The organism is Plantactinospora sp. WMMB334, assembly GCF_049179095.1.
Lineage (GTDB): Bacteria > Actinomycetota > Actinomycetes > Mycobacteriales > Micromonosporaceae > Plantactinospora.
On the sequence record NZ_JBMHME010000002.1, the window covers coordinates 3154302 to 3174738 of the forward strand.

Genomic DNA, 20437 nt, shown 5'->3' on the forward strand with positions numbered 1-20437 from the left:
GCAGCAGCCCGGGAGGAGCACCAGCAACGCATGACGAGCAGCCGGACAGCCGTACGCCGGAGCGGGCCGGCGGGCCCGGAGCCGCGCACCCGCCCGAGCGGCGCCGGGTCGGGTCGCCGCCCCCGGCGCCCCAGCGACGCCCCCGCCGGCTATCTCTTCCTGTCGCCGTGGATCCTCGGCATGCTGCTGCTGACCATCGGACCGATGGCCGCCTCGCTCTACCTCTCGTTCACCGACTACAACCTCTTCACCACGCCGGAGTGGGTGGGGCTGGAGAACTACCGGCGGATGTTCGACGACCCGCGCTGGCTCCAGTCGGTGCGGGTCACCGGCGGCTACGTGCTGATCGCCGTACCGGTCAAGCTGGCCGCCGCGCTCGCGGTCGCCCTGCTGCTGCACCAGCGCCGCCGTGGCCAGGGCTTCTACCGGGCGGCCTTCTACGGGCCGTCGCTGATCGGGGCCAGCGTCAGCGTGGCGATCGTCTGGCGGGCGCTCTTCAGCGACGACGCGGTGGTGGACCGGTTGCTCCGGGCGATCGGCGTCGAGGTCGGCGGCTGGCTGGGCAATCCCGACTTCTCACTGCTGATGCTGGTGCTCCTCGCCGCCTGGCAGTTCGGCGCCCCGATGGTGATCTTCCTGGCCGGGCTGAAACAGGTGCCGGTCGAGCTCTACGAGGCGGCCCAGGTGGACGGGGCCGGGGCGTGGCGCCGCTTCTGGTCCGTCACGATCCCGATGATCTCGCCGGTGCTCTTCTTCAACCTGCTCCTGGAGACCATCAACTCCTTCCAGATCTTCACCTCCGCGTACGTCATCGGCGGCCGCAACGGCTCACCGGCCGGCTCCACGCTCTTCTACACCGTCTATCTCTACGACCGCGGCTTCACCGACTTCCAGATGGGGTACGCCTCGGCGCTGGCCTGGATGCTGCTGCTCGGCGTCGGGCTGGTGACCGCGTTCCTGTTCCGGACCACCCGGAGCTGGGTGCACTACGCCGGAGACCACCGATGACCACCACCGACGTACGCCCGAGCGGGGCGCCGGACCGGACGGAGGCCGGACGGGCCGCGACCCGCCGCCGGTGGGGCGGCCGGTGGGGCAGCCTGGGATGGCACCTCGGCGCGCTGGCGATCCTGGCCGTGCTGCTCTATCCGGTCGGCTGGCTGGTCGCCGCCTCCTTCAAGCCATCCCAGTCCATCCTCGGCAGCCTGCACCTGCTGCCGACCGAGCCGACCGTGGCGAACTACCGGCGGGCGGCCGACGGGCTGGCCGGGATCAGCGTGCTGCGCTTCTTCTGGAACTCGGCGATCCTCGCCGGGCTCTCGGTGGCCGGCACGGTCGCCTCGTCGGCCCTGGCCGGCTACGCCTTCGCCCGGCTGCGCTTCCGGGGCCGGCGGATCATGTTCGTGCTGATGATCTCGACACTGCTGCTACCGTTCCACGTCCTGATCATCCCGCAGTACGCCGTCTTCCAGCGGCTCGGCCTCGTCGACACCTACCTGCCGCTGCTGGTCGGCAAGTTTCTCGCCGGGGAGGCGTTCTTCGTCTTCCTGATGGTGCAGTTCATGCGCACCCTGCCGGCCGAGCTGGACGAGTCGGCCCGGATCGACGGCGCGGGCCACTGGGCGACCTTCTGGCACATCGTCCTGCCGCTGTCCCGGCCCGCCCTCGTCACCACGGCCATCTTCACCTTCATCTGGACCTGGAACGACTTCTTCGGCCCGCTGATCTACGTCAGCAGCCCGCAGAAGTATCCGCTGCCGCTGGCGTTGCAGCTCTACATCGACCAGACCACCCTCTCCGACTACGGGGCGCTGATGGCGATGTCGATGCTGGCTCTGGTGCCGGTCATCCTCTTCTTCCTGTTCTTCCAGCGCTTCCTGGTGCAGGGCGTGGCCACCTCCGGCCTCAAGGGCTGAGCCGCCGGGTCCGGCGTGACCGGACGGCTGAGCCGCCGCCGGGTCCGGCGTGACCGGGCGCCGGGGCTGAGTAGGGGTACTCGGGCGCCGCCGGCCCGGATGGGGCAGAGTCGGGGCCATGACCGCAGCGCAGTCGACCCGGACCCGGCAGACTCCCCTCTGGATCGCCGGCCTCGCCGGCCTCACCGCGCTCGCCTACTGGGCGTTCCTCGGCTGGGACCGGCAGAAGGAGACCGATCCGGTGACGGGCGCGGAGACCGGCCCGTACCAGGCCTGGCAGCTGATCGGCCTCGGCGTGGTGCTGGCCCTGCTCGTCTTCGAGGCCGGCCGCCGGGGCCGACCGTGGCTCGCCGGCGTCGTGGTGCCGGTGGTGCTCACCGTCGCCTTCTCGCTGGACGCCGCCACTTCTCCGGACGGCGACGGGCTGTGGGTGATCGGCGCCGTACTGGTGCTGCTCGGCTCGGCACTCGGCACCGGAGTGGTCGCCGGGCTCGGCGCCGCGCTGGGCCGGCGTACCCGATGAGGGTGCCGGCCGGGCCGGCGTGGCCGATGCGGTGACGACTGCTACCGGTCGAGCTAGCGCCGGCCGGCCGGTTCGCCGTCGAGCAGCGGGTCCGGCTCGACCCGCCGGATCATGTACGGCGCGGTCAGGGTGTCCACGCCGGTCCCCCGGGCGCTGTTGGGCCGGTAGGTGACCGTCGCGGCGAGCGCCGAGGCGGCCTCGACCACGCCGGCCCGCCAGGTGCCGGACCGGTAGACCCAGACAGGATCGGTGGGCCGGTAACTGGCGGTGGGGTCGATCTCGGCCGGGTCGCGTCGGTGCGGATCCACGTTGGGTACTGGCATCTTGTCACTGCCCTCCTGAGTCGGCACCGGGTGTCGTCTCGATCAGTTCACGGGGCACGGCCGGTGTTCCGGCGGCGTGGCAGGCCGCGCCGGTCGGGAGGCCGAAGCGCCCCTCGCCCGGGACGTACCCCTCGGCCGGGCCGGTAAAGCCGGCGGCCTCGACATCGGCCGGGCCGATGCCGGCCGCCCGCCGGGTCTTGACCCGGTACATCGCGGCGTCGGCCACGTCCAGCACCTCGTCCAGCTGCACCCGGCCGTGCACGGGCGCCACTCCGATCGATGCCGTGACCCTCAGGTCGCGCCCGGCGAGCTGGATCGGCGCGGAGAGCAGCTCGGCGAGCCGCCGGGCGGAGTGGTGCAGCCAGCGTCCGTCGCCGCGGTTGCCCGCGAGCAGGCCGGCGAACTCGTCGCCGCCGAGCCGGGCCACCAGGTTGTTCCCCGCGTACGCCGCCAGCCGCCACGCCACCGCGATCAGGACCTGGTCTCCGGCGGCGTGCCCGAACCGGTCGTTGACCTGCTTGAAGTTGTCGAGGTCGAGGACGACCGCGAGGAGCGGCGGCCGACCGGGATCGGCGACCAGTGCGGCACCGATCTGATAGAAGGCCCGCCGGTTGAGCAGTCCGGTCAGCGGGTCGTGGGTGGCCGCGTGCCGCTCCAGCTGCAACTCCTCGCGGAGCCGGACCACCTCCGCCTGGGCGGCCCGCGCCCGGCCGTGCATCCGCCAGGCGGCACCGAGACCCGCCACAGCTGCCGCGCCGGCCGCGAGGGTGAGGGGATCCACGCTCCGGTGTCCCTTCAGGAGACCCGGCTCGGGAGCGGGTCGTGGGCCGGACCGACACCCTGTCCGATGGCCGGCAGCCGGGCGCCGTCCGTGACTGTCCGTGATCCAAGTTCGCGCCTGCCAGCACGGGCCGGAACCAAGCCGTTGCGATCCGTTGGCGACCATCTGCCCAGGCAGACGGCCATGGCGGCGATCTTGGCTGCTCCCCGATGCTTCGGCTGCGACGGCAATGGTTCCCCGCCCCCCATCACGAAAAGTGAACAAACGGACACACCCTTACCGCGCTATCATGCTCGCTGTCAGGTGCAGGCGCAAGAGCGAATGCACGTGCAGATGGTCATGCAAAGACGACCTGCGCGGTGCCACGCACCGTCACGGCTGAGGACGCGTCCACGGGAGGAAAACAACGCAGCCGGGCCTACGCGACGCCCACCGCCCCCAGCCCACCGGGACCTCCAGAAAGACTGGCGATGATTCACACGTACAACGGCATGTCCACCGGTCAGCTGCCGGCACTCGCCTGGCAGAAGAGCCGCCGCAGCAACCCCAGCGGTAACTGCGTCGAGGTGGCCGAACTGCCCGGCGGCGCGGGCGTCGCCGTCCGCAACTCCCGGGACCCCGAGGGTCCGGCACTGATCTACACGGTCGACGAGATCGCCGCCTTCATCCTCGGTGCCCAGGACGGAGACTTCGACCACCTCATCCGCTAAGCGAAGAACCTCCGACATTCATCGTCAGGACTCCTCCGACATCCACCGTCGGGGTCCCTCCGGCATACGGACGCCGACACCTCCAGCACCGCCCTCCCGGTCCGCTCTCACGATCCCGACTGGACGACGGTCGAGAAAATTAGCGCGTTGGGTCTACCCTCCTCACCGTCAAGGCATGGCATGCTTACCGACGGATTTGGCCCGGCCCTCCTCGGTGGGCTGTGTCGAGCATGTGGAGGCAAGCACGTGACGAGGGCTCCATCCGGCCGTGGTTCGGTCCCGGACGGCGATGTCGCCGACGGTGCACCGGTCGTCGATGGTGCACCGGTCGTCGATGGTGCATCGGCCGCCGACGACGGACCTGCCGTCGACGGTGGACCGGCCGACGACGAGCCGGTCGCCGACGACGGGACGGCTGTCGCGGGCGGAGCCGCCGACCCTCAGCTGGTGGGCGGCCCCACAGTGCTGCGCATCCTGCTCGGGAGCCAGTTGCGCAAGTTGCGTGAGGCCAAGGGCGTCAGCCGCGAAGACGCGGGGTGGGAGATCAGGTCGTCCGGGTCCAAAATCAGCCGGATGGAGCTGGGCCGGGTGGGATTCAAGGAACGTGATGTCGCAGACCTGTTGACCCTCTACCAGGTGACCGACGAGACGGAACGGGCCGCCCTGCTGGCCCTGGCCCGGCAGGCCAACAACCCCGGCTGGTGGCACCGCTACGGCGACGTGCTGCCCAACTGGTTCCAGTCCTATCTGGGGCTGGAGGCGGCGGCGGCGCTGATCCGTGCGTACGAGGTGCAGTACATTCCCGGCCTGCTGCAGACCCGGGACTACGCCCGGGCCGTCGTGCTGCTCGCCCACGACGGTGCGCCACCCGACGAGATCGAGCGGCGGGTGGAGCTCCGGATGGACCGCCAGAAGGTGCTGACCCGGCCCGGCGCACCTCAACTGTGGGCCGTGGTGGACGAGGCGGCCCTGCGCCGGCCGATCGGCGGGACCGACGTGATGTGCGGCCAGATCGAGCACCTGATCGAGGCCGGCAAGCTGCCCAACGTCACGGTCCAGGTGATCCCGTTCCACGCCGGTGGGCACGCCGCCGCCGGTGGCGCGTTCAGCCTGCTCCGCTTCCCCGACCAGGAGCTTCCGGACGTGGTCTACATGGAGCAGCTCACCAGCGCGCTCTATCTGGACAAGCGCGACGACGTGGACTACTACGCCGCGGCGATGGAGCGGCTCTGCGTCGAAGCCGTCTCGCCGACCGACACTCCGGCGTTTCTCCGGGCGATCCTGACCGAGCTCGGCTCCTGACCCGGGCCCGCAGCCCCGCACCGCCTCCGGCGCTCCGCCCTGCTCTCCCGCACCGCCTCCGGCGCTCCGCCCGGTCTTCCGCACCGGGTTCGGCGCTCCGCCCGGTCCCCCGCATCGGGTTCGGCGCTCCGCCCGGTCCCCCGCATCGGGTTCGGCGCTCCGCCCGGTCCCCCGCATCGGGTTCGGCGCTCCGCCCGGTCCTCCAGGGCAGGATGGGCCACACTACCGGTATGACCTCCCGCCGCCTCGTCGGCGCCGTGGCCCTGGTCACCGGGGCATCGTCCGGGATCGGCGCGGCCGCCGCCCGGCGACTGGCCGCCGCCGGTGCGCGAGTCTTCCTCAGCGGCCGCGACCGGGAAAGGCTCGCCGCGGTCGCCGCCGAATCCGGCGGTACGGCGTTCCCGTGCGACCTCACCGACCCGGACCGGACGGCGCAGCTGGCCGGCGACGTGCTGGAGCGCGCCGGCCGGATCGACATCCTGGTCAACAACGCCGGCCAGGGCTGGGCCGGGCCGCTGACCGGGATGACCGACGCCCGGATCCAGGCGCTGGTGGCGGCGAACCTGACCGCCCCGATGCTCCTCGCCCGGGCCGTCCTCCCCGGGATGCTCGCCCGGGGCAGTGGCCGGCTCGGCTTCGTCGGCTCCATCGCCGGCCGGCTCGGCGTACGCGAGGAGGCGGTCTACGCCGGCACCAAGGCCGGGCTGAGCGTCTTCGCCGACAGCCTGCGCAAGGAGACGACGGGCCGGGGCATCGTGGTCACCGAGCTCGTTCCCGCGGTGGTGGACACCCCGTTCTTCACCCGCCGGGGCCGGCCGTACCCGCGCCGCCGTCCCCGGCCCGTGGCGGCGGACCGCGCCGCCGAGGCCCTGCTCACCGGCATGCTCACCGGCCGGCACGAGGTCTGCCTGCCGCGCTGGATGTATCTGCCGATCGCGGTCAGGGCGACCCTGCCGGCCACCTACCGCCGCCTCGCCGACCGCTTCGGCTGAGGTGCAAGGAGGGGGCCCTTCTACAACAGAAAACGATAAGCGGGGGCCCTTCCTTGCACCCAGGTCAGTTGGCGCGGACCGCGCGGATGGACTCGCGCAGCGACGACATGGTGGCGAGTACGGCGGTGGGCTCGTACCCGCAGTGCGCCATGCAGTTGGCGCAGCGGGCGTCCCGCCCCCGCCCGTACGCGGACCAGTCGGTCGTCTCGATCAGCTCCCGGTAGGTCTTCACGTAGCCGTCCCCGAGCAGGTAACAGGGGCGCTGCCAGCCGAAGAGCGAATACGACGGGATGGCCCAGGCGGTGCAGGCGAAGTCGACCCGGCCCTCCAGGAAGTCCAGGAAGAGCGGCGAGTGGTTGAGCCGCCACTTCTTGCGCCGGCCCTCCGCGAACGCCTTCCGGAACATCGTCCGGGTCTCCGCGACGCCGAGGAAGTGCTCCTGGTCCGGCGCCTTGTCGTAGGCGTACGCCGGAGAGAGCATCATCTGGTCGACGCCGAGGTCGTCGTTGAGGTAGTCGAGCACCTCGATCACCGTCTGCGGCGTGTCCGTGGAGAAGAAGGTCGTGTTGCTGGTGACCCGGAAGCCGCGTCGCTTCGCCTCCTTCACCGCCGCCACCGCCTCGTCGAAGACCCCCTCCTTGCAGACCGAGGCGTCGTGCCGCTCGCGCAGCCCGTCGATGTGCACGGCGAACGAGAAATACCGGGACGGGGTGAACTTGTCCAGCTTCTTGCGCAGCAGCGCCGCGTTGGTGCAGAGGAAGACGTACTTGCGGCGCCGGACCAGCTCGTCGACGATCTTGTCGATCTCCGGATGCATCAGCGGCTCGCCACCGGCGATCGAGACCATCGGCGCGCCGCACTCCTCGATCGCCCCGATGGCCTGCTCGACCGGCATCCGGCGCTTCAGCACGTCCGCCGGATGCTGGATCTTGCCGCAGCCGGCGCAGGCCAGGTTGCAGGCGAAGAGCGGCTCCAACTCGACGAGCAGCGGAAAGTGGGTCCGCCGGCGCAGCTTCTGACCCATCAGATAGCGGCCGACCCGCAGGCTCTGGCGCAGTGGCATACCCATCCTCAGCACCCCCTTCCGGTCGGGTGGACGATCGGCGCGCGGCGGTTCCGCGCGGCGCTTCGCGAACTGGTCCCCGTCATGGTGTCCGGATCTCCTTGGGAAGCGTGAAGTGCACGTCCTCGGTACGGGTGGTGTGCTCCCGTACCGCGTCGGCGCCGAGCCCGACCAGCGCCGCCACGGTCTGGTCGACCAGCCAGGGCGGCGCCGAGGCACCGGCCGTGACGCCGATCGTCCGCACCCCGGCGAGCCAGCGGAGGTCCACCTGGCCGACGTCGTCGACCAGGTGCGCCGGGGTCCCCCCGCGCTCGGTCACCTCCACCAGCCGCCGGGAGTTCGAGGAGTTGGCCGAGCCGAGCACCAGCACCGCGTCGGCGAGCGCGGCCACCTCGCGCAACGCCGCCTGCCGGTTGGTGGTGGCGTAGCAGATGTCGTCGGAGGCCGGTCCGGTCAGCGCGGGGAACCGCCGCCGGAGCACGTCGAGGACGCCGGCCACCTCGTCCACGGCCAGCGTGGTCTGCACCAGGTAGGAGACCCGGTCCGGATCGGCGACCTCGATCCGTTCCGCGTCGTGCACGGACTCCACCAGGGCGATCCGGCCGGGCGCCTCGCCGAGGGTGCCCTCGGTCTCCTCGTGCCCGGCGTGCCCGATGAAGAACACGGTGTTGCCCCGACCGGCGAAGCGGCGGGCCTCGCTGTGCACCTTCGTCACCAGCGGGCAGGTCGCGTCGATCACCGGCAGTCCCCGGTCGGCGGCGACGGCCCGGACCGCGGGCGACACACCGTGCGCGGAGAAGACGGTCGGCGCGCCGTCCGGGATCTCGGTCAACTCGTCCACGAAGACCGCGCCCCGACGTTGCAGGTCGGCGATGACATGCATGTTGTGCACGATCTGCTTGCGGACGTAGACCGGCGGGCCGTGCCGGTCCAGCGCCTGTTCCACCGCGCTGATCGCCCGTTCCACCCCGGCGCAGAACGACCGCGGCGCGGCCAGCGTCACCTGCCGGACGCCTGTCGCCGCCGCCCACTCCAGCAGGGCCGGGCCGAGCCGGGGCAGCACCCGGAGGGCGGCGATCACCCGGCCCAGGGTCGCCGGGCGGTACAGCGGATGCGGCGGCACGTCGGCGACCACCCGCACGCAGGCGATCGGCCGGCCGGCGGCACCGGCGAGCAGTGCCGCCGACTCGGTGTCCACCGCGATCGCCCCGGTGGCGGCGAGCCGGGTCCGGTCGGCACCGTCGACGATCCGGCGGCTGGTCACCACCGGTCCGAGGTGGACGGTCAGGCCCCGCCGGCGCAGCGCCGCCGCGATCATCGGGGCCGCCGGGCAGGGCACCGGGGCACCGCCGACGACGCCGGCCCGGCGTACCTCGGTGGCCACCACCACGTCGCCGGTGCGCAGGGTCGGCACCAGGCCACCGGCGATCCCGGCCACCGCCAACGCGCGGGTGTCGCGGTAGCCGGCGGCGATCCGGGTGGCCCGGGCCGGCCCCCGACCGGTACGCCGCAGCGGCGCTCCGGCCGGCAGGCCACGCCGCAGCGCGTGCGCCTCCGCCCGCATCGGTGCGAAGAGCACCCAGGAACCGCCGCTCAACTCGACTCACCCGGAGCGCCCACGCGCTCCACCGCACCCTCGACCGACCCACCCGGCACGTCCACAGACCCCGCCGCACGGTCGACCGACCCACCCGGAACGCCCGCAGACTCCACCGCACCGTTGGCGGACCCGGCCGGAGGGGGCACGGAGCCGTCCCGGTCGCGCAGCAGGCGGCCGAGGGCGCTGACCGGGAAGACCAGCCGGTAGAGGTGGTAGTTGATGTAGAAGTCCCCGGGGAAGCCGGTGCCGGTGTAGTAGGGCTCGTCCCAGCCGCCGTCCGGACGCTGGGTGCGTACCAGCCAGTCGAGGCCGCGCCGGATCGACGCCGAGTCGTCGGAGCGGGCCGCGTGCAGGGCCAGTAGCGCCCACGCCGTCTGCGAGGCGGTGGACTCGCCCCTGCCCCGCCAGGCCGGGTCGCGGTAGGAGCGCATGTCCTCGCCCCAGCCCCCGTCGGCGTTCTGCCGGCGGTGCAGCCAGCAGACCGCCCGGACGATCGCCGGGTCGTCCGGGCGTACCCCGGCGGCGATCAGCGCCGGCACGGCCGCGCCGGTGCCGTAGACGTGGTTGGCGCCCCACCGGCCGAACCAGGAGCCGTCCGCCTCCTGGTGGCGCAGCAGCCACGCCACGCCCCGGCGCACCGGGATCGAGTTCGCCAGTCCTTCGGCGCAGAGCGCCTCCAGCACGTGCGCGGTGACGTCGGCGCTCGGCGGATCGATCACCTCGCCGAAGTCGCAGAAGGGCAGGTCGCGGGCGATCGCCCGGGTGTTGTCGGCGTCGAAGGCCGCCCAGCCGCCGTCGGCGGACTGCATCCCGACCAGCCAGCCGACGCCGCGCTCCATCGCCGGCCGCACCGCCGGGCCGGCACCGGTACGCCGCAGCGCGAGCAGCACCTCGGCGGTGTCGTCGGTGTCCGGGTAGCCGTCGTTGTCGAACTCGAAGGCCCAGCCGCCCGGCGCGAGCCGGGGCCGGCGCACCGACCAGTCGCCGGGAACCCGGATCTCCTCCTCCAACAGCCAGCCGGCGGCTGTGGTCAGCGCCGGATGGTCGGCCGGCAGGCCGGCGTCGGCGAGCGCGACCATCGCCAGCGCGGTGTCCCAGACCGGTGACTGACACGCCTCCAGCCGGCGCACCGGGCCCTCCGGCGTCTCCTCCCGGACGGTGAACCGCTCCAGCCCGGCCAGGCCGCTGCGCAGCACCGGATGGGAGAGCGGGTAGCCGAGCAGGTGCAGCGCGATGAGCGAGTAGACCCACGGCGGCTGGATGCCGCCCCAGGAGCCGTCGGACTCCTGCCGGGCGACGATCCACTCCGCCGCCCGGCGCAGCGCGTTGCGGCGGACCGGGCCGAGCGGGTGGCGCTCGTAGCCGCGCAGCACCGCGTCGAGCCGGTGCATCCAGCGTCCCCTGCCGGAGGGCGACGCGGTTGTCCCCGCCGGCTCGGCCACCAACCCGGTACGCAGCTCGCCGAGGGAGAAGCCGAGCGGGCGTACCGGCCGCAGCGAGCGGACGACCGACAGCGGCACGATCGTCTGCCGGGCCCAGCAGGCGAAGTCGTAGACGTTGAGCGGGAACCACGAGGGCAGCAGCACCACCTCGGGCGGGATCGCCGGCAGCCGCTGCCACGGCCACTCGCCGAAGAGCGCCAGCCAGAGCCGGGTGAAGACCCGGCTCCGCTCGATGCCACCCTGGGCGAGGACGAACTCCCGGGCCCGGCCCATGTGCTCCGCGTCCGGCGGGTCGCCGGCCAGCCGGAGCGCCGCGTACGCCTCGATGGTGGTGGAGAGGTCGCCCGGCCCGCCGTGGAAGGTCGCCCAGGCGCCGTCGGCGCGCTGCTTCGACCGGATCCACCGCGCCGTCGGCTCGGTCTCCACCTCGGTACGGATGCCCAGGAACTCCCGCAGCAGCAGGTCCTCGGCCTCCATGGTGACGTTGGTCTCCAGCTCGCCCTGCCACCAGCCGCCCGGCTGCTGCCGGGACAGCAACAGGTCCCGCGCCCGCCCCAACGCCGCCTCAGGCGAAAGGAAGGGCCCCCGCTTATCGTTTTCTGTTGTAGAAGGGCCCCGCCCTAACACCTCGTCCGGGCCGCTGGTGGAGATGGCCATCAGTGGTCCCGTCCTGTCATGAAGTGCGCGATCGCCACCAGGTCGGCGTGCACGTCCGCGTGGTCGGCGGCGGGCGTGCCGAGGTCGCCGATCTGGTCCAGTGCGGCCAGTGCCTCGGTGAGCAGGCGGTCGGCCTGCTTCTCGGTCCAGTCCCGGGCGCCGGTCTCCTCGATCAGGGTGGCGGCCAGGCTCAGGTCGGTGGCGGAGAGCTCGCCCGGCCGGGCGTAGAGCTCGGCGAGCTGCCCGCAGGCCGGCCCACCGGAGGTGAGCGCCCGGACCACCGGCACCGACTTCTTCCGGGCCCGCAGGTCGGACAGGACGGGCTTGCCGGTGACCGCCGGCTCACCCCAGATGCCGAGCAGGTCGTCGACGAGTTGGAAGGCCAGGCCGAGCCGCTCGCCGTAGCGCGCAAGGCCGTCGACCAGCGCCGGTGGGGCGCCGCAGAGCACCGCGCCGAGCGTGGCGGCGCAGGAGAGCAGCGCCGCCGTCTTGTCCCGGGCCATCGCCAGGCACTCGTCTAGGCCGACGTCCGGCCGGGACTCGAACGCCACGTCCGCCGCCTGGCCGGCGATCAGCCGCCGGATCGCCCCGTGCATGGTGGCCAGGGCCCGGAGTACGTCCCGTTCGGGGTCGTCCGCCAGCACCTCGTCGGCGAGGCTGAGCATGGCGTCCCCGGCCAGGATCGCCGGCCCGACGCCGAACGCCGCCCAGGCCGTCGGCCGGTGCCGGCGCTCCAGGTCGCCGTCGATCACGTCGTCGTGCAGCAGCGAGAAGTTGTGCACCAACTCCACCGCCACCGCCGCCGGCAGGCCCCGGTCCAGCGGCTGGCCGGCGGCCTGGGCGGAGAGCAGCGCCAGCGCGGGACGGAGTCCCTTGCCGCCCCGGCCCGAGGGGTTCCCGGCCGCGTCCCAGTACCCCAACTGGTAGCCGGCGACCAGCCGGGTACGCTCGTCGATCCGTTCCAGCGCCGCCCGGATCTCCGGCTGGACGACCTCGTCCACCTGGGCGAGGACGCTGGGCAGCATCACCGTCATCTCATCTCCTCGCTGCGCTCGTCGTCGCCAGGGCCAGGCCGACCGAGCCTGCTGATGCCCTCGCTCCACTCGGTCGTGCCGGTGCCTGGCGGAGGATTCGATGTCGAGCCGAGGTGGGCGAGCACCACGTCGGCGGCGCGCTGACCGCTGCGTACCGCGCCCTCCATCGTGTCCGGCCACCCGGTGTCGGTCCACGCGCCGGCCAGGGCCAGCCCGGGCGTGCGGGTCCGGGCCGGTGGCCGGGCGGTACGGGATCCCGGCTCCTGCCGGAAGGTGGCCCGCGGTTCCCGGGTCACGAAGGCGTCCCGGACCCGGGCCCGCCGGGCCGCCGGGAAGAGCTCCGCCAGTGCCGCCAGATAGGTCCGGACCAGCTCGTTGGCCCGGACGCTCAACACCTGCTCGGCGGCGGAGATGGAGACCACCAGGTACTGCCCGGAGCCGCCGGCCGGGGTCCGGTCGAAGACCCACTGCACGGGCGTGTCCAGCCCGGCCGCGAACTCCAGCTCGGTGACCCGCTGCTCGTAGTGCACGTGCACGTTGACGATCGGCGCGGCGCCCAGCCGGGCCCAGCGGGCCCGGTCCGGAGCCGCCTGCGCCGGCACCAGCCGGGCCGCCTGCGGGTGCGGCACCGCCAGCACCACCCCGTCGGCGGTCAGCTCGACGCCGTCGCCCGAGACCTGGAACCGGCCCCCTTCGGGGCTGATCGCCTGCACCCGTACGCCGGTGCGGACCGTCGCGCCGCGCTGCCGGAGCAGTGCGGTGGCCGGGGCGCCGTGCAGTTCGGCCAGCGGTGCCGTGGGCCGGCCGATGTCGGCGGCGTCGGCCCGGTCGAGCAGCCCGGTCCGGAAGACCCGGGCGGCCAGCGCCAGCGACGCCCGCTCCGGCGGGGCGTTCAGCGCGGCCACGCAGATCAGCTCCCAGAGCCGCGCCACGGTCGGCGCGTCCTGCCCGTGCGCGGCTAGCCAGGCGCCGAAGCTGACCCGGTCGGCGGCCGGGTCGTCCGGCTCGATCCGGCGCAGCGCGGCCGCGGCCCGGACCGCCGCCAGCCGCTGCCCGACCCGCAGCGGGCGGTAGCCGAGCAGCGCCGGCAGCAGGTGGGCCGGGGCCGGCAGCCGGCGGTTGCTCGCCAGGACGTGCGGCGGCACACCGATCCGGACGATCGGCACCGCGAAGCCGTCCTGCACGGCCGCCCGGTCCGCGCTGCCGAGCCGGTCGAGCAGTTCGCGGTACTGCTGGTAGCAGCGGAGGAAGACGTGCTGCCCGGTGTCCACCATCAGGTCGCCGCGCCGGAACGAGTAGGTGGCGCCGCCGAGCGCCGGACGGGCCTCCACCAGCGTCACCCGGTGGCCGGCGTCGAGCAGCCGCACCGCCGAGGCGATGCCGGCCAGTCCACCGCCGACCACGCAGACCTGCTCGGCGGTCACGGTGCGCTCCGGGTCATCGCCCGCGCCGCGACGTACGCCTTCTCCCAGCCGGGCAGCGAGACGCGCCGCCGGGTCACCGCCAGCGGGTCGGCCACGATCCGGGCCAGCAGCCGGCGGTAGATCCCGGCCATCGCCGCCACGCATGCCGCGCTGCGCCGGTCCAGCAGCGGCAGCAGCCGCAGCCCGCTCTGGTAGTAGCGTTCGGCCCGGTGCGCCTGCCAGCGCACCAGCGAGGCGAGCCGGTCCGGTGGGTCGGTCAGCCCGCCGTCCGGCCCGAGGTCCAGGGTGCAGCCGAACCGCTCCAGGTCCCGCCGGGGCAGGTAGATCCGCCCGGCGGCCCGGTCCTCCACGATGTCCCGCAGGATGTTGGTCAGTTGCAGCGCGATGCCGAGGGTGTCGGCGAGTTCGGCCGCCGCCGCCCGGTCGGCCGGCCGGCGGAGCACGAAGACGCCGAGCGAGAGCCGGCCGATCGACCCGGCCACGCAGCGGCAGTAGCCGACCAGCTCCTCGAAGGTCTCGTAGCGGGCGCCCCGGACGTCGGCCACGCAGCCGTCGACGAGCTCGTCGAAGGCGGCCACCGGGATCGGCAGCCGGGCGGCGGCGTCGGCGAGCGCGATCAGCACCGGATCGCCGCCGGCCTCCGGCAGCCGGTGCAGCGCCGCCCGGATCTGGTCGAGCCGGGCGAGCTTGGTCGCGGCCGGCAGGTCACCGTCGCCGATGTCGTCGATGCGGCGGGCGACGGCGTAGACGGCGCAGAGGGCGTCGCGCCGGTCGGGGCGGAGCAGCCGGATACCGTACGAGAAGTTGCGGGCCTGGCTGCGGGTCACCCGGGCGCACTCCCGGTAGGCGCGCTCCAGCCCGGCGTCGGCGGTCATCCCCACACCCCGCTCGGGCGGGGTGCGCCCCGTGGCGTCCAGTAGGACCGGAGCCAGGCGGCGGCGACACCGGCCCGGGTCGGTTTGGGCGGCCCGGGCAGCGGATCGTAGCCGGCCCGGGAGAGCGCGGCGAGCGCGGCGCGGCCACCGGCGACGTAGCCGCCGACCGCCAGCCGGGCCCAGCCGCGCAGGTCGGCGAGGAGCGGTGCGCCCGCGTCGAGCAGCTCCGCCGCCCGGGTCGCCTGGCGCCGCACCACCCTGCGCAACGGTTCGCCGGCACGCGGCGCGTCGAGATCCGTCTCGGCCACCCCGGCCGCCGTCAGCTCCTCCGTCGGCAGGTAGATCCGCCCCCGCCGCCGGTCCTCGGCGACGTCCTGAAGGTGCTCCACGACCTGCAACGCCGTGCAGATCCGGTCGGAGAGCCGGATGCGCTCCGGTGACGCGACGCCGAAGACGTGCAGCACCAGCTCGCCGACCGGGTCGGCGGAGAGGTGGCAGTAGTCGACGAGGGCGCCGAAGGTGCGGTAGCGCGGCACCGTCTGGTCGCGCCGGTTCGCCTCGATCAGCCGGAGCAGCGGGTCGATCGGCAGCCGGCAGTCGACCACGGTCGGCGCCAGCCGGACCAGCACCGGGTGCCGGGGCGGCCGTCCGTCGTAGAGCGCGCGGACCTCGCGGTCGAACCGGTCCAGCCCGGCGAGCCGGGCGGCCGGAGTCTCGTCCCGGCCGGTCGCGTCGGGTTCGTCGCCGAGGTCGTCGACATACCGGGCGTACGTGTAGAGGGCGAGCAGGTGCCGGCGGGTCCGTGCCGGCAGGACGCGCAGCGCGACCGGGAAGTTCTCTCCGGCCAGTACGCTCTCCGGCTCCCGGCGCCCGCCCGGCCGATCCGAGGACGGATGGTCGGGAGCATCGTCGGTCAGATCAAGCACGCTGCCGCCTCTCGCGGGGTCAGGCCGGCTCAGCGGAACCGAGCCAGACCGCCGCGCCGGATTGTTCGTAACCCATCGCTCGCGCTAAGTAATCTTCACCGAGCGTACCCAACTTCCCACCCTCGACGGTGCGGGCTGCCGAATTCCTCTCGGCGTGTTTGATCGCCCGTCGCACCGCACCGTCCGGACGGGCAGCGCGACCGGACGGGTCGACCGAGGCGGATCCGGCGTGTCAGCTTGACCGGGTACGCCGGGCCATCCAGATGCCGATGCTCATCGCCGCGACGGCGACTAGGCCGAGGAAGAGCCGGGGCCCCTGCAGCGACAGCTTCTCCTCGAAGGCGAAGACCCCGATCAGCACGCTGGTGAACGGATCGAGCAACGCGATGGCGGTGAGCGGTGCCGCGATCGGGCCGCCCTGGAAGGCGTTCTGGTTCAGGGTGAGGGCGGCCCCGCCGACCACGACCAGGGCGTACAGATGCCAGTCCGTGAAGACCTGGCCCGGATGGTCGGGCAGCTTCTCGATGACGCTCTTCACCAGGGCGGCAGCCATCGCGTAGAGCAGGCCGGTGGCGATGCCGAGCATCAGTCCCCGGGTCGCGTCCTGGGTCCGCCAGGCGACCAGCAGGCAGATCGTGACAAGCGTGCCGATGGCGGCGCCGACCGCGATCCAGGCCCACACCTCCGGCTCGGCCACCCCGCCGCGCGGGTTCGCGGCGAACAGAAAGCCGGTCAGCCCGGCGACCCCGACCACCACCACCAGCATGTCCCGGCGGTGCGGTCGGCGCCGCTCGATCGCCGCCTCCAGCGGGATCGCCATGAAGAGACCGCTCACCAGGAGCGGTTCGACCAGGGCGAGCGCGCCGAAGCGCAGCGCCAGCGCCTGCAGGAAGGTGCCGAATGCATCCGGCACCCAGCCGAGCAGCCACAGCCGTCGGTGCAGCAGCCGGATCAGCAGTCGCGGGTCGATGGTCCGGGTCGGTCTCTCCTGCTTGGCGGCATGCTGCTCCAGTACGGAGCTCACCGCGAAGCAGGCGGCCGAGGCGAGTCCGAGCAGGATGGCGATGCCGTTCACCGGCTCGCACCTCCGGGATCGACCGGTCGGACGTGACGGTTGGAGCGCGGCCCGAGCGGCTGCCCCGCCACGGTCCGGGCGGGGCGATGTCCGACGTACACCTCAGCCTTGCCGGTCCGGGCGGTTCGCCGGACGCGTCGCGTCGGGCCGTGGCTGGTCCGCGCCGGCCCGCAACCTCGCCATGCCGGCACGCAGCCCCACCCACCGGGTGAGTGTCCGCCGGGACGACACGGCCGCCAGCCCGGCCGGCACGGTCTCTAGCGGTGCCACGCCAGCCGCGTTGGAGCCGGTCTCGGCCGGTGCCACGGCAGCCGGGCCGGGGCCGCCGGCGAGGACCGGGCCGTCGGATACCTCCGGTACCGCCACCGTCGCGCCGCCCAGGGTGATGTCGGCGACCACCGCCGCCGGATCGGCCTCGAAGAGCGCCAGCCCGGCGGCCCGCTGCCGCTGCCCGGGCGTGCCGTCGATGAGCCGGACCAGGGTCGGGCCGAGGTCGGCGGAGCGGCGTACCCAGGCGGCGACCCCGGCCCGGGCCATCGTCGCGGCGTTGGCCCGGCCGTGCCCGGGGATCGGCCGGTAGGTGACGACCGGCAGGCCGCAGGCCATCGCCTCCAGCGCGGTGAGCCCGCCGGCGTTCTCCACCAGGACATCGGCGGCGCGCAGCAGTTCGGGCATGTCGTCGACCCAGCCGAAGACGTGTCCGGTGTGCCGCCGCCGCAGCCGCCGGAGCAGCGCCCTGTTCCGGCCGCAGACCACCACCGGGACCGCCACGCCGGTACGCGCGATCTCGGCCGCCGTCCGCGCCACCGCGCCGACTCCCCAGGAGCCCGCCACCAGCAGCGCGAGCCGGGCGTCGACGGGCAGCCCCAGGCGCTCCCGGGCGCGGCGCTTCTCCTCGGGTGATCCCGGCCGGAAGCCGGCCGAGACGAGCCGGCCGGCCACCCTGACCTCGCCGGCACCGAGCGCCCGGGCCTCGGCCCGGGTGGTGCGGTGCGCGGCGCAGTGCACGTCGATGCCGGGCGAGACCCAGATCGGGTTCACCGCGAAGTCGGTGAGATAGGTGATCACCGGTACGGCGAGCCGCCCCTCCCGACGCAGCGGCCCGACGATCTGGCTGACCACCGGGTACGTCGACACCACGGCCCTGGTGTCCGGCGGCAGCATCCGGAGCACCCGTGGCCACACCGGTCTCAGCAGCGCCCGGGTGATCGGTGCCGCCCGGCTGAAGTTGCCGCCGATGGCGAAGAGCAGCCCGTAGATCCACGGCAACCGGCTCAGCATCCCGTGGTACGTGCCGCGCAGCAGCCGGCCGAGGCCCCACGGGAAGATGTCGGCCAGGTCCACGCACTCCGCGAGCAGGCCGCGTTCGCGCAGCCTGCCGGCGAGTTCCCGGCTCGCACCGTCGTGCCCGGCCCCCGCGCTGGCGTAGATGATCATCACGCGCGGACGCCGACCGCCGACACCGCTGGTCGGCGGCTCGGACGCCTCCCTGCGGTCTGCCTGGTACCGCCCGGAACTGAACGTCATCCGGCCATCTACCCGCAGGAGGTGCGAAGAATCCTCGGCGCGTCCCAAACTCCTCCGGGAACGTGCGGAACGCCGCCGTCCGCCCTCCGTTTTCCGGCGATCCTCCCTCCCCCGGGCCGCCCCGGCCGTAGACTCCGGCCGTAACCGCCGGACATCCTGCGGGCCCGTCCGGCGACCCGGAGCAGCACGCCTGCGCAGGTATCCACCACGATCGGGCCCATACCCGGCTCCGGGCGATCCGCCGCACTGTCCCGACCCACCGGGAGGTCGGTATGCGGGTCCTGATCGTCACCGCCGGCTCGCTCGGTGACGTCGTGCCGTACACCGGTCTCGGCGCCCGGTTGCGGGCCGCCGGCCACCAGGTGGCGGTCGCCGCCCCGGCGCCCTACGCCGACCCGGTCACCGGGGCCGGGCTGGAGTTCCGGCCGATCTCCGGCGACCTCACCGCGCTGCGGGACGCCACCGCCGGACGCCGACGCTCCTGGCCCGTGCCGGGTGCGCCGGGCCTGGTCGACTTCGTCCGGCTCGGCGGCCGGTTCGTCGGCGACCTGGGCACCGGCATCGTGACCGCCGCCGGGGCCGGCAGCGACGTGCTTCTCCTCTCCAGCACGACCGCGCCGCTGGGCTATTCGGTGGCGCAGTACCACGGCATTCCGAGCCTCGGCGTCTTTCTCCAGCCGACCGCACCCACCGGCGCGTTCCCACCCGTCGTGCTCGGCGTACGGTCGCTGGGCGGCTGGGGTAACCGGATCGCCGGGCGGCTGGGCCGCCACCTCGCCAACCGGGTGTACGCCGACGCCTCCCGGCGGCTGCGTGCCCGGCTCGACCTGCCACCGGTCGGCCTCGCCCGCCTCGAGCGCCGGGCCGCCGTCGACGGGTGGCGGGTCATGCACGGGTTCAGCCCGACCGTCCTGCCCCGGCCGGCGGACTGGCCGCCCGGGCTGGAGGTCGTCGGCTACTGGTGGCCGCCGGCCGCTCCCGGTTGGCAGCCGCCGGCCGCCCTGGTCGACTTCCTCGCCGCCGGCCCACCGCCGGTCTACGTCGGCTTCGGCAGCCTGGCCGAGACCGGCGGCGCGCTGCGGACACTGGTCGGCCGGGCACTGCGCCGGGCCGGGGTGCGCGGCGTACTCCACGGGCTGGAAGCTGCCGGGCCGGAGGCAGCCGGCCCGGACGCCGGGCGGGCGGGGCCGATCCGGCGGGGCCCGGCCGGGAACATCCGGGACCCTCGGCGTACGGGCTGCGCGGATCTGCTCACCGTCGGAGACGTACCGCACGATTGGCTCTTTCCCCGGATGGCCGCGCTGGTCCATCACGCGGGCTGCGGCACGACGGCCGCCGGTCTCCGTGCCGGGGTGCCGGCGGTGCCGGTGCCATTCCTCGCCGACCAGCCGTTCTGGGCCGCCCGGCTGGTCTCGCTCGGAGTCGCCCCGGCGGTGCTGCCGTTCCGGCGGCTCGACGAGGCCCGGCTGGCCGGCGCGATCCGGGCCGCGGTGGTCGAGCCGGGCTACCGGCACCGGGCCCGGCTGCTCGCCGACCGGCTGGCGGACGAGGACGGTGCCGGCGCGGTGGTGGCCGCGGTCGACCGGCTGGCCCGTTGACCGGCCGACCGCGGCCCGCTCGGCGCCGCCGGACCGGGTCCCGTCCGTTGTGGCGCTGATCACAAGGTGACCGGACACTAACCATGCCACGACGGTCCGTCAAGTGCACCGGCGGTCACCCGGCAATCCCGCCGATCGACGGAGCGGGGGGCCAGTGCGGGCAGGCCGCCGGCCGAGCAGGTCAGTGCGGGCAGGCCGCCGGCCGAGCAGGTCAGTGCGGGCAGGCCGCCGGCCGAGCAGGTCAGGGTCGGTGCCACCGGACACGACTGGGGCCCGCCGGCCCGTTGCCGAGGTTGCTGCAAGGGAAGGGGCTGACCCCACCGCCGCGACGCCAGACGTCGACGTGGAGATGCGCCCGGGTGACCTTCCCCTGCCGCCGCCCGTAGCCGGGCCGATAGGTCAACTCCCGGTCCCTCTCGTCGATCCCGAGGACGAACCAGCCGGTGCCGGTGGTGGAGAGCGCGAGCGGCTCCTGCTGGACGTCGGTGAACCGCTCGCGGACGACGACGCCGTTCCGCCGCTCCCGCTCGTCGTCGTTGCGGTCGGCGTTGCCGTACGCGATCCGGGCCGTTCCCGCCCCGGCGGTCGCCAGGGCCACCACGGAGGCCACCGCGCCGTACCATCGTCGGATCCTCATCGTCTCGCCTCCCCGGTCCGCTCCGGCCTGCC

The 20437-nt window shown here is 73.9% G+C and carries 18 protein-coding genes and 1 pseudogene; 7 read left to right on the forward strand and 12 right to left on the reverse strand.

Features of this window, described 5'->3' with window-relative positions; genetic code table 11:
• Nucleotides 1–30: 30 nt before the first annotated feature.
• The 3 genes from ACN27G_RS13575 to ACN27G_RS13585 all read left to right on the forward strand — a co-directional run bounded on the left by ACN27G_RS13575 (nt 31) and on the right by ACN27G_RS13585 (nt 2439).
• The gene (locus ACN27G_RS13575) at nt 31–1008 is read left to right on the forward strand and encodes a carbohydrate ABC transporter permease (RefSeq protein WP_421493167.1); all 978 of its coding nucleotides are present in this window, start codon (nt 31–33) and stop codon (nt 1006–1008) included.
• A complete protein-coding gene (locus ACN27G_RS13580; RefSeq protein WP_421493168.1) occupies nt 1005–1916 on the forward strand; it encodes a carbohydrate ABC transporter permease in 912 nt (303 codons plus the stop codon). Before ACN27G_RS13575 ends, ACN27G_RS13580 begins: the two co-directional genes overlap by 4 nt.
• 118 nt (nt 1917–2034) lie before the next feature.
• The gene (locus ACN27G_RS13585) at nt 2035–2439 is read left to right on the forward strand and encodes a hypothetical protein (RefSeq protein ID WP_421493169.1); all 405 of its coding nucleotides are present in this window, start codon (nt 2035–2037) and stop codon (nt 2437–2439) included.
• A gap of 53 nt (nt 2440–2492) precedes the next feature.
• Here ACN27G_RS13585 and ACN27G_RS13590 read toward each other — a convergent pair whose 3' ends face one another.
• Together ACN27G_RS13590 and ACN27G_RS13595 are read right to left on the reverse strand one after the other, a co-directional pair.
• On the reverse strand, nt 2493–2762 hold the full coding sequence (locus ACN27G_RS13590) for a hypothetical protein (protein WP_421493170.1): 270 nt from the start codon (nt 2760–2762) through the stop codon (nt 2493–2495).
• 193 nt (nt 2763–2955) lie between these two features.
• Nucleotides 2956–3543 (reverse strand): annotated as a pseudogene (locus tag ACN27G_RS13595) (GGDEF domain-containing protein); the annotation flags it as partial.
• A gap of 470 nt (nt 3544–4013) precedes the next feature.
• On the opposite strand from ACN27G_RS13595, the gene ACN27G_RS13600 reads away from it, so the two are divergent.
• The 3 genes from ACN27G_RS13600 to ACN27G_RS13610 all read left to right on the forward strand — a co-directional run bounded on the left by ACN27G_RS13600 (nt 4014) and on the right by ACN27G_RS13610 (nt 6547).
• Complete coding sequence (locus ACN27G_RS13600; protein WP_421493171.1) at nt 4014–4253, forward strand: DUF397 domain-containing protein; 240 nt, start codon at nt 4014–4016, stop codon at nt 4251–4253.
• Nucleotides 4254–4700: 447 nt separating this feature from the next.
• Nucleotides 4701–5555 (forward strand): helix-turn-helix domain-containing protein, encoded by an 855-nt coding sequence (locus ACN27G_RS13605; protein WP_421497321.1) that lies wholly within the window; start codon nt 4701–4703, stop codon nt 5553–5555.
• Between the two features lie 230 nt (nt 5556–5785).
• Nucleotides 5786–6547, forward strand: a complete 762-nt coding sequence (locus ACN27G_RS13610; RefSeq protein ID WP_421493172.1) for an SDR family NAD(P)-dependent oxidoreductase — start codon at nt 5786–5788, stop codon at nt 6545–6547.
• Between the two features lie 64 nt (nt 6548–6611).
• Here the strand turns inward: ACN27G_RS13610 and hpnH are convergent, their stop codons facing one another.
• The 9 genes from hpnH to ACN27G_RS13655 form a co-directional block, all read right to left on the reverse strand.
• Nucleotides 6612–7610, reverse strand: a complete 999-nt coding sequence (gene hpnH / locus ACN27G_RS13615; protein WP_421493173.1) for an adenosyl-hopene transferase HpnH — start codon at nt 7608–7610, stop codon at nt 6612–6614.
• An 82-nt stretch (nt 7611–7692) separates the two neighbouring features.
• Complete coding sequence (gene ispH / locus ACN27G_RS13620) at nt 7693–9207, reverse strand: 4-hydroxy-3-methylbut-2-enyl diphosphate reductase (RefSeq protein ID WP_421493174.1); 1515 nt, start codon at nt 9205–9207, stop codon at nt 7693–7695.
• Nucleotides 9204–11309 carry a squalene--hopene cyclase gene (shc, locus tag ACN27G_RS13625; protein WP_421493175.1) on the reverse strand — a complete coding sequence of 702 codons (2106 nt, stop codon included), beginning with the start codon at nt 11307–11309 and terminating at the stop codon, nt 9204–9206. Before shc ends, ispH begins: the two co-directional genes overlap by 4 nt.
• On the reverse strand, nt 11309–12343 hold the full coding sequence (locus tag ACN27G_RS13630) for a polyprenyl synthetase family protein (protein ID WP_421493176.1): 1035 nt from the start codon (nt 12341–12343) through the stop codon (nt 11309–11311). Before ACN27G_RS13630 ends, shc begins: the two co-directional genes overlap by 1 nt.
• Nucleotides 12340–13767, reverse strand: a complete 1428-nt coding sequence (gene hpnE, locus ACN27G_RS13635) for a hydroxysqualene dehydroxylase HpnE (protein WP_421493177.1) — start codon at nt 13765–13767, stop codon at nt 12340–12342. The genes ACN27G_RS13630 and hpnE overlap by 4 nt, the downstream gene beginning before the upstream one ends.
• The gene (locus tag ACN27G_RS13640) at nt 13764–14642 is read right to left on the reverse strand and encodes a phytoene/squalene synthase family protein (RefSeq protein WP_421493178.1); all 879 of its coding nucleotides are present in this window, start codon (nt 14640–14642) and stop codon (nt 13764–13766) included. The genes hpnE and ACN27G_RS13640 overlap by 4 nt, the downstream gene beginning before the upstream one ends.
• Nucleotides 14639–15568: a squalene synthase HpnC gene (gene hpnC, locus ACN27G_RS13645; RefSeq protein ID WP_421493179.1), complete on the reverse strand. Its 930-nt coding sequence runs from the start codon at nt 15566–15568 to the stop codon at nt 14639–14641. The genes ACN27G_RS13640 and hpnC overlap by 4 nt, the downstream gene beginning before the upstream one ends.
• A gap of 232 nt (nt 15569–15800) precedes the next feature.
• Complete coding sequence (locus ACN27G_RS13650) at nt 15801–16643, reverse strand: DMT family transporter (protein WP_421493180.1); 843 nt, start codon at nt 16641–16643, stop codon at nt 15801–15803.
• Nucleotides 16644–16745: 102 nt separating this feature from the next.
• Nucleotides 16746–18170, reverse strand: a complete 1425-nt coding sequence (locus ACN27G_RS13655; protein WP_421493181.1) for a glycosyltransferase — start codon at nt 18168–18170, stop codon at nt 16746–16748.
• A gap of 272 nt (nt 18171–18442) precedes the next feature.
• Between ACN27G_RS13655 and ACN27G_RS13660 the strand changes: the two genes are divergently transcribed.
• Nucleotides 18443–19768, forward strand: a complete 1326-nt coding sequence (locus ACN27G_RS13660; protein WP_421493182.1) for a glycosyltransferase — start codon at nt 18443–18445, stop codon at nt 19766–19768.
• Nucleotides 19769–20009: 241 nt separating this feature from the next.
• On the opposite strand, the gene ACN27G_RS13665 is transcribed toward ACN27G_RS13660, so the two are convergent.
• Entirely contained in the window at nt 20010–20405 is a 396-nt protein-coding gene (locus tag ACN27G_RS13665; protein ID WP_421493183.1) for a hypothetical protein, read from the reverse strand.
• Nucleotides 20406–20437 lie beyond the last annotated feature (32 nt).